Raw genomic sequence first — 17,688 nt, 5'->3', positions numbered from 1 at the left:
GCTACTTCTTCCCGCTGTGGTGCGGCATGGCACCGTTCGCGTTGTTCTGGGTGTGCTGCAGCCGGGCGGCCCCGTCGAGAACGGTCTGGGCACTGGATTCGACGGCGGTGCCGTAGCCGGTGACCGCGTCCGCGAGTGCGCGTCCCGACTGGTCGTACTTCTCGCGGAACGCGGCGCCGATCTCATCGGTGCCCGCGTAGGAGGACCAGCCCTGGACACCCTGCGTGAAGTCTTTGATCATCTCGTGGACATAGGCGGACACATCGCTCGTCGTGACGGCCCCCGCCTTCATGCCGTGGGTCGAGGCGTTCAGGGCGCTCATCGTTCGTCCTTCCGGTCGGTGGGGAAAGGGGCTGCCGGGGCGGCGGGTTCGTCGTCCTCGGTGATCTCGTCGGAGAGTGCGGTGCGTGCGGGACCACTGCCCGAAGGGGGCCGGACGGGCGGGGTGGTCATCCCCTCCGCCCGCAGCGGTGCGAACAACTGCTCCCAGTCCAGGCCGCCGCCTCCAGCACCGCCACCACCGAGCTGCTTCCCGCTCAACGGCTGGAAGGCCTCCAGCACCTGCTGGGCCACCTGCGCGCGGGCGTCACCGATCGTCTGCATGAGCACGGCCGCCAGTTCGGCGGACGGCATGGTGCGGTACTTCGTGTTCAGGAAGCGCAGTCCCGTGATACCGCCCTGTGCGTCCACGGTGACCTCCACCGTCCGGTCCTTGCTGGTGGAGGTGACCGCTGCGCTCTGGAACTCGCGTTGCAGCTCCATGATCTGGGCGCGGCGCTCCTCGAACTCGGCGAGCGACTTGTTGATGCTCTCCTCCATGGAACTGCCCACGGTGGTTCCTCCTGACTGCGGGTGCGGTGGGGTGCGGTTTGTGCGGTGCAGGGTACGGGAGGTGCGTGGGTCAGCGTCCGATGACGGCCGGTGCGCCGCCTTCGTCGGTGCCCCAGACGTCCTCGTCCGCCGCCAGCCAGGTGACGCGTTCCCGTTCGTCGCTCTGGGTTCCGGCACCGGGGGCGCCGCCACCGCCACCGCCCGGCGGCATCATCGGCATTCCGGATCCGGAGGTGGTCGCCGGACGGGCTCCGGCCTTGAGGGCGGCGGCCTCCTCGGCCGCCGCCAGTGCCGAGCCGGACGCACGCGTCGACGTGGTGCGGACCGCCGGCCCGCCGGCGGTCTCGCCCGGCGCGCCGGCCGGCCGCGATGACAGTCCGCTGCCGCCTCCCAGGCCGGGCGGCGGATGCGAAGAGCCCAGCGGGATCGGCGTGTTCAACGGTCCGCCGCGGTGCATGGAGTCCTGCAGCAGTCTCGTGGCGTTCGACGGTGTGGTGGTCACCCGGCCGTCGGGAGCCGTGGTGTAGGTGCTGCCGTCCCGATAGGTGGTGGTCACCGTGCCGTCCGCCAGCTTCTTGGTGACCGTCCCGTCGGAGTAGGTCGTCGTGGTCGACCCGTCGTTGCCGTGGCGCACGGTGGGACCGCCCGGGTTGCCGGCCGAACCGTCGTCGGTGGCCCCGAGGTGAGTCGTGGTGCTGTGGCCCGACGGGTCCTTGGTCGTCAGCGTGCCGTCCTGGGCGAGGACAGTGCTGCTGCCGTCCTTGTGGTGCGTGGTGACCCTGCCGTCCTGGCCCACCTCGGCCGTGCTGCCGTCGGCATAGCGGATCGTCGAGGTGCCGTGCTGCAGATCGGAGACGGTCCTGGTGCCGTCCGGGTCCGTCGTGGTGACGATGCCCTTCGGGTCGATGGTGGTCTTCGTCCCGTTGATATGCGTCGAGGTCGTGCTGCCGTCGGCGTTGTAGGTCGTGGTGCCGCCGTCCGGGTTGTGGACCACGGTTCCGGGTGGCGGGCGGGTGACCGTGCTGTGGCCGGACGCGTCGGTGGTGACGAGCTTCCCGTCCTTGGTATGGGTGGTGCTGCTGCCGTCCTGGTAGTGCGTGCTGGACGTGCCGTCCTTGGTGATGGTGGTGCGGGTGCCGTCCGGGTAGGTGACGGTCTCACTGCCGTCCTTGTGCAGCACCGTGGTGGCACCGTCCGGGTTGACGGTCGTGGTGGTGCCGTCCTTGGCGATCGTGGTGGTGGTGCCGTCGGGGAACTTCGTGCTGCGGGAGCCGTCCGCCGGGTTGTACGTGGTCTGGCTGCCGTCCGGGTTCCGTACCGTCCGCGGACCGCCGCCGCCCGGATTGAGGGGGTTGCGCGGGTCGGAGCCGGGAGGGATGTGCGACTGCGGCGGCGGGGGCGGGAGCAGCACGTTGGGACCCCCTGCATGGGTCTGCCCGTTCCGCTCCGTCGTGATCTGACTGCCGTCCGGCTTGCGGACGGTCACGCTGCCGTCCGGGTTGTGTGTCGTGGTGCTGCCGTCGGGGTTACGGGTGGAGGTACTGCCGTCCGGGTTCTTGATGGTCCGACCGGGACCGCCGGGCGGCTTGATGTGCGAGGTCACCTGATTCGGCGGAATGTGGCCGCCCTTACCGCCTGGATCGTCCTTGTCGCCCGCCCCGCCGGACCCGTCCTTGTCCTTGGTGTCGTTGCCGTCCGGGTCCTTCTTGTCGTCGAGAGTCCCCTTCGTCACGTCGTCGGCGAGGTCCTGGGTCAGCGTGTGGATCACGCCCGGATTGAATCCGCCGCCCGTGACGGAGCTGCCGTCGCTGATGTCGTTCCAGGCATCGTTGAGCGCGGACAGAGCGATGACCACCTGGGCGTCGAGCTGCGCCTTGATGTTCAGTTTCCAGCGATTGACCGCCTCGTCCGCAATGGCCTTCCAGGTGGCCATGTCACTGAGCTTTCCCCATGTCGTCGTGGACTTGAACGTGCTCTCGCCCGTAGTGACGAACGTGCCGTACTGGATCTTCCCGGTGTTGTTCGCATTGACCCAGTCGACAATTTCGTTCAACAGAACAGTGGTGGTGTTGGTGGGCAGGTAGTGGGCACCCGATGTGCCCGCCGTCCCGTCCGGCAGCGTGGAAGCCACTGTCGCCTTGTCGGCTTTGATCCACTTGTCCCATGCGGTCTGGAGGGTCTCCACACAGGTGTGCAGGGCGATCTGCGCCCGGATCAGCCCGTCCCCCTGCAGCGTGAGGCTTGAGTACGAGGGGTCGGTGACCGAATGGTTGGTGGTGGTCCAGCCGGTCGGCTCCAACTGCTTCTGGTAGCTCTGATAAGCCGTGTCGAGTTCGTCGATCAGATGGGCGAACATTCCTGCGGCATTTCCCCGCCAGGCCGATTCCGGCTCACCCAGGCTCTTGGACCAGGCCGCGAGAGTGTCCGCGTGCTTCCTGAAGAACTCTCCCGCCCGGTCGAAAGCCCTGGCCGTCTTCTCGAAGCTCGTCAGATCGACGGCCGCGGTGTCGTCCACGATGTAGTCGAGGCCGACGGAGAATCCCTTGGTGGTGTACGGAGCGCTCTTGAGCTTGGCCAGTGCGTTTCCGTACCCCCAGTCGTAGACCCCCGCTATGCCACCGTTGCTGAAGTCCTGGCCGCGGGTCGCCCCGCTGAACGGAAAGTCGACCGTGATGTATTTGTAGGTGGGTTCGAGGAGAGTCACACTCCACGCCCCGTCCGGTTCGTCGCAGTACTTCAGCGTCAAGGTGTGGGAGGTCGACGGCGAACTCTTGGAAATGTTCACCTTGAGCCACGGGATCTCGCTGCTTCCGGGTATCTTCCCGACCTCCTCCCGGGTGGGTCCGACGAAGCCGGTGACCAACGCGACCGCCCCCTCCCAGGTGTGGGGGTCGGCGGGTGTTTTCTCTGCCATGACGGTGCGTCTCCAGAAGCAATGCGGAACAGGGCGGAAGGACCGGGCCGGTGGTGTTCTACGGCTTGGTCACCGGCGGCGGTACGGTCGGCGGGACCGTCGGCGGCTGGCCCTTGGGCACGAGGTCCAGGTCCACGTCCTTCATGCCTTCCAGGAATTTCTGGCCGTCGATGGAATCGAGGTTGTCGCCCTGGGCTTTCAGGTATTTGTCGATCGTCGCCAGGAGGTCCTTGTTGATGTCCCTGAAGAGCTTCTCGTGCGACGTCATGACATCGCCGACGGACTTCGCCACCGCCACGGTGTTCGCGATCAGCGCATGGCCGACGATGCCCCCGCCGTCGTTTCCCATGTACCCGATGTTCAGGGGCGGGGAGAGATGAACCGCCTTGGTGTCGGCCAGCCGCTCGGCCACGTGAGGCATGGACGCGATGCCGTCGCTGGTGTCGTCCTGGATCGCCTTCAGATCATTGGCGAACGGCATCAGGTGGTCCTGGAGGAAGGTTTTCAGGGACGCCCCGTCGAAGTGCGTCAGGTTTACGGCCTCTGCCACGACTTGCTCCTGCTGGTTGTCCGGACCCCGCTGACAGGGTGGGGGAAGGGGGGAGTCGGGTGCGGCGCCGGCTGTCGCCACGGGGGCGGGCGGCGGCCGGCGCCGCGGCTATGGGGGACCGGCGTCAGCCGATCTTCACGGAACTCCACATCTGCTGCAGGCTGTTCTCGGTGTACTTGTAGCTGTCCGAGATCTGGCCGAGCAGACCGGCGTGCGAGGTGAGCATCTGCTCCAGTGCCTTGACCGCGTTGTCCCACGCCTGCTGCTTGCCGGTGTAGGTCTCGGCGTCGGTACCGGACCAGCTGGCCTTCAGGGTGCTGAGTTCCTGGTCGAGACTGGCGATGGTCGCCGCGATGGCCTTGGTCTGCTGGACCATGTCGTCGGCGGAGTTGTTCATGGAGCTGTAGTCGACGTGGATGAAGCCGTCGCTCGTGTTGCCGGCCATACGGGGTCTCTCCTCGGTGAGCGTGCCCGCGGTTCGCGGGCACCGTGCTGGGGGAACGATTCGTCAGGAACCTGATTCGGCCGGGGTCAGCCCTGGCCGACCGGAGTCGGGCGATCAGCCCGTGATGGCCTTGAAGGCGGCCTCGGACCGGCTGAACGCCGAGTCGATGTCCTGGTTCGTGGACCCCTGCTGCTCGTTGTGCTTGGCCATGGTCTGGTTGAGCGTGTCGACCATGCTGTCGAGGTTCCGCAGGATCACGTCCACCTGCTCGTCCCAGGCGGTGAGCAGCTTCTGGAAGCCGCCGCCGTCGGAGCCCTGGTAGCCCGAACCGAGCGTGTGCTGCGTGGAGTTGACGTCGTTGCGGATCCGCATGATGCCGCTGAAGGCCTGCTCCAGCGCCGCGATACCGCTGCGGGTCGACGCGACGGACGACTTCTGCCCGTTCATGATGTTCTCTTCCGCCATGGAGGAGTCCTTCCCTGAGTCGGCACCGCTCTGACGGGCGGTGCTGAGGTCTGAGGTCTGGCGCTGCACATCTGACATGCGGAGTCGCGATGATCAAACATGTGACCGGGGAGAGTGCCGCAGGAACCGTCCGGTTCCACCGTGGCGCAATATATCCGGCCGAACTTCGACAACGTCTGATATCTGCCGTTCGTCAACTTCCCTTCCACCGGGCGTTGGTGCCGCGGCTCGGGTCCTGTACCGGGTCAGCCCCGGCACCCGGTGGAGAGAGGCGGAGCCGTCACCGTTCGCGCGGCGACAGCCGGATCCAGCGTCGGTCCGGTGGGGAGCATGGCCAGCAACCGGGACGGCACCCCCTGAGCGGCGGTCCCGTCGTAGCCCAGTGCCTTGGCCGTGGCCTTCGACGCCAACCGGTACTTCACTCCGGTGTCCGTGACCAGGTACGCGGTGGATCCGATGCTGCCGCCGCCCGCGCCCAGCGCCTGGACGAGTGCTCCTCCCCCGGCGGACACCGACACCTGGTCCACCGGCAGGCAGGCCGGCGCGGTACCCAGTCCGGTGGGCACAGCGACCGTGGTGACCGCGGCCCGCGCATCCGGCACGACGGTGAGCCCGACACGGGGATTGGCCCCGTCCGGCAGCACCGTGACGCACAGTCCGTCTCCGTCCGCGGGTGCCAGCAGCCGGGGAGGCACCGCCGGCAGCCCGTCCGAGGCACTCGGAACCGTCGTCCCCCCGGTCGCGGGCGGCACGGCGCCCGCCAACTGGTCGGCGCCCAGCGGCAGGGCCGTGGCCGGCCTTCCCGCGTAGGCGTGTTGTGTGGTCCGCGGGTCACCGAGCACCAGGGCCGCCACCGTCGCGGACACCGGCCGCAGTCCACCCGTGGTCATCAGGTAGTACTGCTCCTGGCCACCGGGCGGACGGACCAGGAAGACCTGCCCGACTCTCGTCGCCGCTCCACCCAGCGAGCGCCCGGAAGTGCCACCGCCGGAGATCTCCGGCGCCGTCAGATCGGGGCCGGCCGGCACACTGTCGAGGAACGCTCCGCTGACCGGGCGGGCAGGAGCGGACGCGTAGCCGAGTGCCTGTGCCGCGCCGTGGGCCGTGTCGAGCCGCAGTCGCTGATTGCGCCACAGGACGTACCGGGCACCGTCCGGAGCGGACACCAGCAGTGCCTGGTCGCCCGGGTCCCGGCCGGCAGCCACCGGGTCGGGACCGGAGCGCGGAGTCCCGATCCTCAGTGAGGTCCGCGCGAGCGGGGTTCCCGACGGGTCCGCGACCGTGGTGGCGCACACGAACCACATGCCCTGATTGAGATCACCGGGCGCGGGCAGTGCTCCCGGCGCGCCGGCGATGCCCATCGGCAGTCCGTGCGGCAGCCCGCTCAGCGAACGGACCGTGACGGTCCGCACCTTGGGCTGCTCGCCGAGAATCAGCCGCACCGAGGCGTAGTCCGTGACGGGCCGCAGGGTGCCTTCGAGCAGCAGGTACCGGTTGCCGGTCTCCTTCTCCACGATCAGCGACCGGCCGTCTCCGAACGACTGGCCGCCGCCGGGCGAGAGCATGCCGTACAGCCCGAAGCCCACCGAGAGCAGCAGCGACACCGCGATGCCGACGCCCAGCCCGCGCATAGTGCGGCCCACCGGGCTCTCCGGGGCGTCCGGGTCCGCCCGCAGCATGCCCGAAGTGAGCCTGCCGACGACGAACATGTGCGCCTGTACCTGATCACGCCTGGACTGCATGATGTCCCTCCCCCGTAGTCGTCGAAGCCGTAGTCGTCGAAGCCGTAGTCGTCGAAGCCGTAGTCGCCGGAGCCGTAGTCGTCGGAAGCGCCGTCGGAAGCGCTGCCGAGGAACGCACCGTCACCGGATCAGCTGCCGAGGCCGCGGAGTGCGCCGAACGCGCCGAGCACCCACAGCGCCAGCGGCAGCAGCGCGACGGCGGCGATCGAGTGCAGCAGGTCGGCGATCCGGCCCCAGTACGGCACCAACCGCCGGCCGGGCACGGACCACGAGGCGATCGCCGCGGCGGCCGCCACCGCCAACAGGACGCCCACCAGGACCGGTCGCGTGCCCGGGGAGATCGCGGCCGACGCGACGCAGGCCATCAGCAGCCCGCCGGCCAGTCCTGGCAGCAGCACCGCCAGCCGGGACCACGCACCGCCGATCCCGCGTGCGTGCAGGAGCAGGACCAGGGCCAGCACTCCGGCCGTGATCAGGGCCGGGAGCTTCGGGTGGTCCAGCAGCAGACCCGCAAGGCAGCCGCCGCAGACCAGACCGGCCGCCGCGAACAGGGCCGTCATCCACTCCTCGGCGAGCGCGGCACGCACCACGACCAGTTCGTTGCTGTGCGGATCGATGCCCTGCTGCAACTCCTCGGCATTGGTCGGCAGCGCCGGCAGTCGCAGTCCGGAGAGCCGCGCGGACAGCGCCGGCACCAACGCGCCGAACACCAGGGCCAGTACGGCCGTCATGCTCGCCGCATGGGACGCGGGAACCTCCATCAGCAGCATCAGCGAACCCCACGCCACCCCCGCCAGGGCCACCAGAGCCGGTGCCGTCAGCAGGGGCACATACGCGGCCACTGCCGCCACCGCCAGTACGGCGCCACCCGCTCCGGCGGCGGAACCGGCCAGCAGCTGGGCGCCCAGCAGCTCTCCCACCGGCGCCTTCGCCGCGCCGCCGGACGGCAACAAGGCACCGGCCAGGGCCAGATACGGCGCCGCCATCAGGCCGATCGCCGCACCCGCGGCGGAGTCTCCCACCGCCCGGCTCGCCGTTGCGGCGCCGGCCAGCACGACGATTCCGGCCACCGCCGCCACCGCGGCACGCAGTTGCCGGTCGCCGCCGGGCAGCGCGAGCGCCAGCAGACCCGCCGCCAGCACCGCCATCACCACAGCGCGGAGCACCACCCGGCTGCACCGCGCGTCCCAGGCGTTCCCACGGGCCCGCATCGTCGTGGCGACACCGTCGACGAGGTCGTCGAAATGTACCTCGGGCAACTGCTCGGCGCGAGGCCGCAAGTAGAGCACTTCGCCGTCGCGAAGTCCCAGCGACTGTGTGGTGCTCTCCTCGTCCAGCGGCTCGCCGCCCAGCTTCTGGAGTACCCAGCCGCTGTGTTCGAGGCCACTCTCCGCCAAGTCGTCGCCACCGTAGGAGACGAGGGCAGGCAGCAGGTCGGCGATCGGGACCGCGACGGGTACTGCCAGGTCAACGACCCTTTCTGGGGTGCGGACCGTCAGCCGGCACAGGCCGGCCACCGTGGATTCAGTCATGGGAGCGCCACACTTCGATGAGGGGTTGTTCCGAGGATGAGGAGGCACGTTACCGCTGTGGCGTTGCCTCACGATCACCTGACGATCGGACAGCATCATGACAGAGCGGTGATTCGAGACCCTAGCTCGCCATCGGGCGCACTCCTGACGTACGGTCTCCCTGAGCCGTGATCGGGAAGGGGTTCCCCGGATCGGCTCAGCCAGACCAGCCCGTCGTTCGCAGTCCGCCGCCACGCCATGGGAAAACCCGTGACGCGGAGATCCCTGGACGATCGATCGTCGTGCGAAACCAGTACGCAGATGGCTTCGCCCCGCGCGTGAGCGCCTTGGCAGGACAGAGCCCCGATCCGTAGGAGTCTTCCCCTTTGAGCACGGTTCTGTTCCGGCGGCCTGCCCGGCGCCGGGGTCCCGACATGCCCCAGGGCGAGCTGAGTCTGCAGGAGCCGCCGACGCTCCCGGAGGCCCAGCCGAACTCCTCGGCGATGTGGATGTACCTGCCGATGGGACTCACTTCGGTCGCGATGCTGCTGATGTTCGTCCGCCCCGGCGAGGCCACCGTCATGAGCTACATGGCGATCGGCCTGATGCTGCTCTCCTCCGTCGCCATGGTCGTCGGCCAGTTGGTGCGCACCTCCGGAGACCGCAAGCGCCGGCTGCGCGGCGAGCGCCGCGACTACCTGCGGTACCTGGCCCAGACCCGGCGCCGGGTCCGGCGCACCATCGGTGAACAGCAACTCGCCCTGGCCTGGCGCCATCCCGAGCCGGCCGGACTGTGGGCCCTGGTCCGCACCACCCGGCTCTGGGAGCGCCGGCCCACCGACGAGGACTTCGCCGAGATCCGGGTCGCGGTCGGCGACCAGCGGTTGTCCGTCCGGCTGGCACCGATGTCCACCAAGCCGGTCGAGGACCTGGAACCGCTGTCCGCGCACGCACTGCGCAGCTTCATCCGGGCCTACGGCACCGTGCCCGACCAGCCCATCGCGCTGTATCTGCGGGCCTGGTCACGGGTACTGCTGCGCGGTGACGAGGCGCAGAGCCGGGCCCTGGTCCGCGCGATGCTCGCCCAACTCGCCGTCTTCCACTCGCCCGAGGATCTGTGGATCGCGCTGTGCGTCAGTGACGAACGGCGCGCCGAGTGGGACTGGGTGAAGTGGCTGCCGCACACCCAGCACCCGGGCGAGCAGGACGGCGCGGGCCCCGCCCGGTTGGTGGGTGCCACCCTCGGCGAGTTGGAGGACCGGCTCGGCGCGGACTTCACCGCCAGATCGCCCTTCGACCCGGAGGCCATGCCCGGCAGGGAGGAGCCGTACACCGTCCTGATCGTCGACGGCGGCAAGGTTCCCGGCGGGCACCGTGCGGACGGCCCCGGCTACCGCAACACCGTGGTCATCGACCTGTCCGGCGAACTGTCCTGGAAGCCCGGCCGCACCACCCTGCGGCTCCAGGTGGACGACGGGACGGTGGGGCTGGTCCGCACGGACCGCGAACGCAAGGAACAGACCACCGACCTGGGCCGCCCCGACGCGCTGGGACCGGTCGGCGCCCGTGGCCTCGCCGCCCTGATCTCCCCGTACCGCGTGGGCATCAACACCGATGCCGGCGAGCCGATGGCCGCGGACACCGAACTCACCGCCCTGCTCGGCATCCCCGATCTGCGGCGGCACGTACCGGCCACCTTGTGGCAGCGCCGCGCCGAGGGTCCCGACCGGCTCAAGGTGCCCATCGCGATCGGCGAGGACGGCACCGCGGTGGAGCTGGACATCAAGGAGTCGGCGCTCGGCGGCATGGGACCGCACGGCATGCTCATCGGCGCCACCGGCTCCGGCAAGAGCGAACTGCTGCGCACGCTGGTGCTGGGCCTGGCCCTCACCCACTCCTCGGAGACACTCAACTTCGTCCTGGTCGACTTCAAGGGCGGCGCCACCTTCCTCGGACTCGACAGCCTGCCGCACACCTCAGCGGTCATCACCAACCTCGCGGACGAGAGCGCGCTGGTCGGCCGTATGCAGGACGCCCTGCACGGTGAACTGATGCGTCGGCAGGAGCTGCTCCGCAAGGCCGGGAACTACACCTCGGTTCTGGAGTACGAGAAGGCCCGCGCCGCCGGGACACCGCTCGCCCCGCTTCCCTCGCTGTTCGTCGTCGTCGACGAGTTCAGCGAACTGCTCGCCGCACACCGGGAGTTCATCGAACTGTTCGTCATGATCGGACGGCTCGGGCGCAGCCTCGGCGTACACCTGCTGCTCGCCTCCCAGCGCCTGGACGAGGGGCGCATGCACCAACTCGAGAGCCATCTGTCCTACCGGATCGGACTGCGCACCTTCTCCGCGATGGAGAGCCGCGGCGTTCTGGGCGTCCCCGACGCCTATCACCTGCCGCCGCAGCCCGGCAGCGGCTACCTCAAGAGCGGAGTCGAAGCCCTCACCCGCTTCCGGGCCGCCTACGTGTCAGGACCGCACCGCGGCAGCAGGGCCGGTGCCATTCCACCGTCACGGGTCGCCGGCCAGATCGTGCCCTGGACCACCTCCTGGACGGTCCCCCGCGATCTTCCCTCGACGCCCGACCCGGACCCGGATCCCGTCGGACCGGAACCCGACAACGGGGAGACGCTGCTCTCCGTCGCACTGGAGCGGCTCGCCGACGCCGGACCGGCGGCCCACCAGGTGTGGCTGCCGCCGCTGGGTCTGCCACCCACCCTCGACCAGGTGCTTCCGCCGCTGGAGCCCGACGCCGCACACGGACTGACCGTCTCCGATCCCCAGGTACGGGCCCGGTTGGTGGTCCCTGTCGGCATCGTCGACAAGCCCTTCGAGCAGCAGCGCGAACTGTTCACCGTGGACCTGTCGGGAGCCGGCGGCCATGTCGGTATCGCGGGCGGTCCGCAGAGCGGCAAGAGCACCCTGCTGCGCACCCTGATCTCGGCTCTCGCCCTCACCCATAGTCCGCGCGAAGTGCAGTTCTACTGCCTGGACTTCGGCGGCGGCACCCTAGCGGGGCTCACCGGCCTGCCGCACATCGGCGGCGTCGCGGGCCGGATGGACACCGAGCGGATCGGCCGCACCGTCTCGGAGGTCACCTCACTGCTGAACCAGCGCGAGCTGTTCTTCGCCGAGCGCGGGATCGACTCGATGGCCACCTACCGCCGGCGGCGCGCGGCCGGGGAGTTCCCCGAGGAGCCGTTCGGCGATGTCTTCCTGGTGATCGACGGCTGGTCCACGTTGCGCAACGACTTCAACGACCTGGTCTCCGTGGTCAACGGGGTCATCGGCCGTGGCCTCAACTACGGCGTGCACGTGGTGATCACCACCGCCCGCTGGGCCGAACTCTCCCCCGCCGTCCGCGACCAGACGGGTACCCGCCTCGAACTGCGGATGGGCGACCCCATGGAGTCCGGCATCGACATCCGCAAGGCCGCCGCGGTTCCGCGGGTACCCGGCCGGGGGCTGACGCCCGACAAGCTCCACTTCCTCGGTGCGCTTCCGCGCATCGACGGTATCGAGGATCCCGAGGACCTCTCCGAGGGCGTGGCCGCGTTCGTCGAGGCGGTCGCCGAGAGCTGGGATGCCCCGCCGGCCCCGCGGGTCCGGATGCTGCCGACCTCACTCAGCGCCACCGAAATGCCCGCACCCGACGGCGATCTGCGGATGGCCATCGGGGTGGACGAGGATCTGCTCGCCCCCGTGTGGCACGACTTCGCGGACAACCCGCACCTGATCGTGGTCGGCGACAACGAGAGCGGCAAGACGTCCGTCCTGCGGCTGGTCGCCAAGGCGATCACCGACCGCTACACCCCGGCCGAGGCCAAGGTGCTGGTGGTCGACTACCGCCGCGGTCTGATCGACGCCGTTCCCGAGGAGTACCGGCTGGGACACGCGGTCTCCGCCGACCCGCTGCGTGACCTCATCGACGGCACCGGCCGGGCGATGACCACCCGGCTGCCCGGCGAGGACATCACCCCCGCCCGGATGCGGTTGCGCGACTGGTGGACCGGGCCTCGTATCTTCGTCCTGGTCGACGACTACGACATGATCGGTTCCACCGCCATGCGCAGCCCGTTCGACGCGATCCTGGAGCATCTGCCGCTCGGCTTCGAGGTCGGACTGCATGTGATCGTCGCCCGCTCGGCGGCCGGCGCGGGCCGCGGCCTCAACGACGCCCTGCTGCGCCGCATGCAGGAGGTCAACACACCCGCCCTGCTGATGTCCTGCCCGGCCGCCGAGGGATATCTGTTCGGCAACGTCAAGCCGCGCACCCTGCCGCCGGGCCGGGCGCTGCGGATCGCCCGCCGCAGGACGACGATGGTCCAACTGGCGCTCCCGGACGCTCCGCAGGAGCCGGCGACCGCACCGTAGGAATCCCGGGACGCCCGGCCGCCGCTCCGGCGGCCGGGCGTCCCGGTGTATGTGCTCAGGCTCCGAAGGTACCCGGCCGCCAGCGGCGGGCACGGCCCCGGGGAACCACGGTCATCAGCACCACGGAAAGCACCAGTACACCGGCCGCACCGCCCGCGACGAGCAGCGCGGTGTGCCGCGCACCGCCGCCCACGACCGCGGCAGGCACCGCTACCGTGCGCGGCCCGACCGCTCGCTCGGGGCGCGCGCTCGGCGGCTGCACCGCCGAGACCGCGGCGTACACATCCAGCGCGGGCTGCGCTCCGGGGTACGCCGTCGCCAGCAGCCGGTCCCGTACCCCGGCCCCGGTCAGCTCCGGGTGGTACGAACGGACCAGCGCCGCCGCCCCGCCCACCACGGCTGCCGCTTCCGCGCTGCCGGACGCCGTCCAATGGCCGCCGCCGCGCGGTCCCACGCTCACCATTCCGTCGCCCGGCGCCGACAGATCGGCCCGCTCCGGCACCGGCGCATTCTGCGGCCTGACGCCCTCCGGGCCCGTGTCGACCACCGAGAGGACCCCGGGCAGCGCCGCCGGATACGCCGGGGCCGGTGCGGCGTCCGGTGACGAGGTCTCCGGCGCGGCGGGGGCCACCACCAGGGCGTCCTTGTCCACCGCGTGCCGCACGGCGGCCCGCAGTGCCGGGGTCTCCTTCGACAGCGCCGTTCCGACCACGATGACCTTGGCGCCCGCGTCGGCGGCCGAGGTGATACCGGCGGCCAGCCGGCCGGCGTCCGGCTCCCCGCGATCACCCGTACCGCGCACCGCGAGGATCCGGGAGCGCGGCGCGATCCCGGAGAATCCCTGGCCCGCGCTCGGCCGCGCGGCGATCAGACCGGCCAGGAACGTACCGTGGCCGACGCAGTCCGTACCGGCGTCCCCCAGCGCGGACACCTGTCCGGTGAGGGTGGGCGCGGTGCCGGACACACCGGTGCCGACCACCGCGACCGTCACTCCAGCGCCTTGGCCGAGCTTCCACACATGGGTGAGATCGAGGCTCTGCTGCGCCCAGGGAACCGCGCGGGCCACCGTCGACGAGGCAGCTGTGCACGGCTTGTCCCGGTCCACCGCCGTCGGGACGGGCGGGAGGTCGATCCCGTCCGCGGACGCCACGGACGGTACGGCGGCGACGGTCAGCAGGACCGCACCGGCGGCCGCGGCCGGCCAGCGGCGCTGCGCGAAGGGGCGCGGACGGGCGGGGACGGTGGCATTCACGCAGTGTTCCTCGGGGTCGCGCCGGTTGGCCGGTTCCGTCCGGCCGCCGTTCGTACTCATCCGCCGACTCCGTGCCGGGCACCGGCCGGCGGAATGTCCTTCACCAGCAGCATGCGCAGATCCTCGACATCGGGCTCCGCCAGCGCGGCCACCCGGCCCGCCTGACGGGTCATCATCGCCTCGACCGTCTGCCGCGCCAGCCGGGCGTTGCCGAACGATCTGCCCCTGGGCGCCGCGTCGAAGAGTTCGGTCAGCACGGCCGCGGTTCCCGGAGCGCACTCGTACCCGTTGGCCAGCGCGTGGTCGCGGACGATGGTGACCAGTTCCTCCGACGTGTAGTTCTCGAACTCCACATGCCGGGTGAACCGCGACGCCAGACCGGGGTTGGACGCCAGGAAGCGGTCCATCTCCTCGGTGTAGCCGGCCGCGATCACCACCACCTCGTCCCGGTGGTCCTCCATCAGCTTCAGCAGGGTCTCCACCGCTTCCTGCCCGAAGTCCGAGCCGCTCCCCGCTTCCGGGGTGAGCGCGTAGGCCTCGTCGATGAACAGGACACCGCCGCGCGCCCGGTCGAACGCCTCCCGGGTCAGCTGCGCGGTGTGCCCGATGTAGCGGCCGACCAGGTCCGCCCGGGACACCTCGATCAACTGGCCCTGCGGCAGTACCCCGAGCGAGGCCAGCAGCTCCCCGTAGAGCCGGGCGGTCGTGGTCTTGCCGGTGCCGGGCGGCCCGGCGAACACCAGATGGTTGCTGATCCGGGGACCCGGCAGCCCGGCCTCGGTCCGGCGCTTCGTCGTCGCCAGCAGATTGACCAGGTCCGTCACTTCGCGCTTGACCGCGGCCAGACCCACCATCGCCTGGAGCCTGTCCAGCGGTCCGGGCCCGGCGGTTCCGGCGGTGTCGTCCTCCGTGGAGACCCCGACGTCCTCGGCCACCAGGAGCGTCAGGTCGCGCTCGTTGGCGTCCGGCAGTTCCGCGAGCCGGAACGCCTGCCGGTCGACCATCTCCTCGAAGGTCTTGCGCGCGGTCCGGCCGTTGCCGAACAGCGCGTCCCGCGGGATCCGGTCGAAACACACCACGAGCGCCTCACGGGCGGACGGGTCCAGTTCGTAGCGGTGCGCGGTGCACATGCTGTCGACGATGGTGACCAGTTCGTCGGTCGTGTAGTCGACGAACTCGATACTGCGGGTGAACCGCGAGGCGAGTCCCGGGTTGGACGCCAGGAACGACTCCATGTCGGGGCCGTAGCCCGCGGCCACCACCACAACGTCGTCGCGGTGGTCCTCCATGAGTTTGACCAGGCTGTCGATCGCCTCCTGGCCGAAGTCGGCGCCCGAACCCTTCCCGTCCGAGAGCAGGGTGTACGCCTCGTCGATGAACAGCACACCGCCCAGCGCCCGGGTGAACGCCTCAGTGGTCTTGATCGCGGTGCCGCCGATGACCTGCGCCACCAGATCCGCCCGCGACACCTCCACCAGATGACCGGAGCGCAGAACGCCCAGCTGCGCCAGGATGCTGCCGTACAACCGGGCGACCGTGGTCTTGCCCGTGCCGGGCGGTCCCGCGAACACCAGATGACGGCTCATGGGCGGCAGCGGCAGACCCAGGCTCGCCCGGCGCTGCGCGAGCCGGTTCAGATTGATCAGTGTCAGCACCTGCTGCTTGACGCCGGCCAGGCCGATCAGCGCCTCCAGTTCGCCGATCGGACCCTCGGTCGCGCGCCCGGGGACCGGCGCGGGTGCCGTCCCGGCGGGCAGCCGGCCACCGCCCGCCTCCCGCGCGGCCTCGGGGGTGCCCCAGATGTCGGGAACTCCGTTGCCCGAACTGTCGAGTTCCGCCACGACCAGCCGTTCGCCGGCCACCGTCTGCCGCAGTCCGCTGTCCCGGTTCTCCCGTACGGAGCAGGCGGTGATCGTCACCGGCCCGGTGCTCTGCACCCTGATCCCGTCACCGTCGCTCGTCGACACCTCGCATGCGGTGAACGAGGCGCGGCCGCCAGCCGCGACCAGCACTCCGTGGGTTCCGGACCTCTCCACCCGGACGCGGGTCGCCGCGACCTCTCCCCCGTCCTCCACCAGGACGCCCCCGGCCACGGCGCCCTCGACATCGCAGTCGCGCAGCGTGACCGTGCCGGACGACCCCACCGACACCCCGAAACCCTCCGGCGCGCGCACCACGGTGCCGGCCACGCTGAGGGTGCCCTGCGCCTCCACCCGGATCGCCGCTCCGCCGGTCCGGTCGATGCTGCTGTCCTCCAGCCGGCCGCGGCCGCCGGCCGTGACCTCGACCCCGGGTCCCGCGCCGTCGGATATCCGTACGCGGCGCAGCACCGGAGCGGCGCCGGACCGGACGCGGACGGCCGCTTCCCCGGCTCCCTCGACGTCGAGTCCGTCGAACTCCGCGGCCGACTCCTCTTCCAGGAGCACGCCGACCGCGGCACTGTTCTGTACCCGGATCCCGGTGAACACCGGCGAGGACGGTCCCGCGACCCGGATCGCCGCGCCCTCGGCGGTGTGGAACACACACTCCTCGAACGTGCCACGGGCCCGGTCCGTCACCAGCAGGCCGTGGCCGCGGGTGCGTTCGCTCCGGCAGCGCGTGAGGTGCGGTGCGGTGCCGGCGGTGAGGACGAAGCCGTGGCCGGTGGTTCCGGTGACCGACACGTCCTCCAGGACGCTGCGGCCGCCGGAGGTGATGTAGACGCCGACCACCGCGTCGTGCACCTCGGTCCTGACGACCCGCAGGGCGCTCTCGCCCTCGAGCGCCACCGCGGGTTTCTCGGTTCCCGAGATCCGGCAGTCCTCCACGACGCCCTGCGCCTCGCCGTTGGCGAGTATGCCGTTCCCCCGGGCGTCGCGGAGGACACAGCGGCGTACCGTCGCGCTGCCGCGTTCGGCGATCACCACACCGGAGGTGCCCAGGTTCTCCATGACGCAGGCTTCGAGGTAGCTCTCCGCGCCAGAGGTGATCACCACGGCAGCACCGGTCGAGTTGGAGATCCGGCAGTCGCGCAGTGCCAGCGAGCCGCTCGCACGGCTGAGGATCGCGGTCCAGGCGGAGCCGGTGATGTCGCAGCCGTCCATGGCGAGCTGGCCGCGCGGTGTGTCGGCGACCGGCAGCTCGGCATCGTAGCCGCGCAGTCCGAGGTCGGTCAGCTGGACGGCGTCGGTGAGGAGAGTGAGGGCGGTTCCGTGCCGGGGGGCGATCTCCACCGTGCCGGGACCCTCGGCGGCGAGCAGGGTCACCGAGCAGGTGATGGTGAGCCGTTCCTCGTACTTGCCCGGGAGGATCCGCAGTACGGCTCCGGACCGGGCCCGTTCCAGGGCCTCACCGATGGTGCGGAAGGCATCCGGCCGGTCCGGACCGACGGTGTGTACCTGGCGTGACACGTTGGATCCTCCCCGGCCCTCGTGCCCGGAGGCAGTGCGAGGGCAGGCCGGTGCATGTAGTTGGCGTAGAGACCGTCCATCGGTCGCAGGTTTCCCCCTGCCGTCCCGGCCGGTCGGACGGCCCCCCGGCCGCGACCGTACGCCGGAAGTGCGGCATGTGGCGTTGATCAGCCTATCGTCCCGGCCGCCACGAACCGAGCACCGAACCGGGTCCCG

The 17,688-nt window shown here is 70.6% G+C and carries 11 protein-coding genes; 1 reads left to right on the top strand and 10 read right to left on the bottom strand.

Features of this window, described 5'->3' with window-relative positions; all coding sequences use genetic code 11:
- Position 1: 1 nt before the first annotated feature.
- The 8 genes from C8250_RS38165 to eccD form a co-directional block, all read right to left on the bottom strand.
- Positions 2-322: a hypothetical protein gene (locus C8250_RS38165; protein ID WP_138355673.1), complete on the bottom strand. Its 321-nt coding sequence runs from the start codon at positions 320-322 to the stop codon at positions 2-4.
- Positions 319-831 carry a YbaB/EbfC family nucleoid-associated protein gene (locus C8250_RS38160; RefSeq protein ID WP_138355671.1) on the bottom strand — a complete coding sequence of 171 codons (513 nt, stop codon included), beginning with the start codon at positions 829-831 and terminating at the stop codon, positions 319-321. The genes C8250_RS38165 and C8250_RS38160 overlap by 4 nt, the downstream gene beginning before the upstream one ends.
- Positions 832-901: 70 nt before the next feature.
- Positions 902-3,745, bottom strand: a complete 2,844-nt coding sequence (locus C8250_RS38155) for an AAWKG family protein (protein WP_138355670.1) — start codon at positions 3,743-3,745, stop codon at positions 902-904.
- Positions 3,746-3,803: 58 nt separating this feature from the next.
- Entirely contained in the window at positions 3,804-4,295 is a 492-nt protein-coding gene (locus tag C8250_RS38150; protein WP_187145147.1) for a type VII secretion system-associated protein, read from the bottom strand.
- A 124-nt stretch (positions 4,296-4,419) separates the two neighbouring features.
- Positions 4,420-4,740, bottom strand: coding sequence for a WXG100 family type VII secretion target (locus tag C8250_RS38145; protein WP_138355667.1), 321 nt, complete (start codon positions 4,738-4,740; stop codon positions 4,420-4,422).
- A gap of 114 nt (positions 4,741-4,854) precedes the next feature.
- Entirely contained in the window at positions 4,855-5,205 is a 351-nt protein-coding gene (locus C8250_RS38140; protein ID WP_232485105.1) for a WXG100 family type VII secretion target, read from the bottom strand.
- Between the two features lie 245 nt (positions 5,206-5,450).
- Positions 5,451-6,947 carry a type VII secretion protein EccB gene (eccB, locus tag C8250_RS38135; RefSeq protein WP_138355666.1) on the bottom strand — a complete coding sequence of 499 codons (1,497 nt, stop codon included), beginning with the start codon at positions 6,945-6,947 and terminating at the stop codon, positions 5,451-5,453.
- Positions 6,948-7,075: 128 nt separating this feature from the next.
- The gene (eccD, locus tag C8250_RS38130; protein ID WP_138355664.1) at positions 7,076-8,479 is read right to left on the bottom strand and encodes a type VII secretion integral membrane protein EccD; all 1,404 of its coding nucleotides are present in this window, start codon (positions 8,477-8,479) and stop codon (positions 7,076-7,078) included.
- Between the two features lie 365 nt (positions 8,480-8,844).
- Here eccD and eccCa point away from each other — a divergent pair, with 365 nt between their 5' ends.
- Positions 8,845-12,831 (top strand): type VII secretion protein EccCa, encoded by a 3,987-nt coding sequence (gene eccCa, locus C8250_RS38125; RefSeq protein WP_198357533.1) that lies wholly within the window; start codon positions 8,845-8,847, stop codon positions 12,829-12,831.
- Positions 12,832-12,886: 55 nt separating this feature from the next.
- Here eccCa and C8250_RS38120 read toward each other — a convergent pair whose 3' ends face one another.
- Together C8250_RS38120 and C8250_RS38115 are read right to left on the bottom strand one after the other, a co-directional pair.
- Entirely contained in the window at positions 12,887-14,143 is a 1,257-nt protein-coding gene (locus C8250_RS38120; RefSeq protein ID WP_138355663.1) for a S8 family serine peptidase, read from the bottom strand.
- Positions 14,140-17,472, bottom strand: a complete 3,333-nt coding sequence (locus C8250_RS38115) for a right-handed parallel beta-helix repeat-containing protein (protein ID WP_138355662.1) — start codon at positions 17,470-17,472, stop codon at positions 14,140-14,142. The genes C8250_RS38120 and C8250_RS38115 overlap by 4 nt, the downstream gene beginning before the upstream one ends.
- Positions 17,473-17,688: the final 216 nt, after the last annotated feature.

Source organism: Streptomyces sp. So13.3 (genome assembly GCF_005860785.2).
In the GTDB taxonomy this organism is placed as follows: domain Bacteria; phylum Actinomycetota; class Actinomycetes; order Streptomycetales; family Streptomycetaceae; genus Actinacidiphila; species Actinacidiphila fildesensis.
This window is presented reverse-complemented; position numbering and strand designations above follow the sequence as displayed.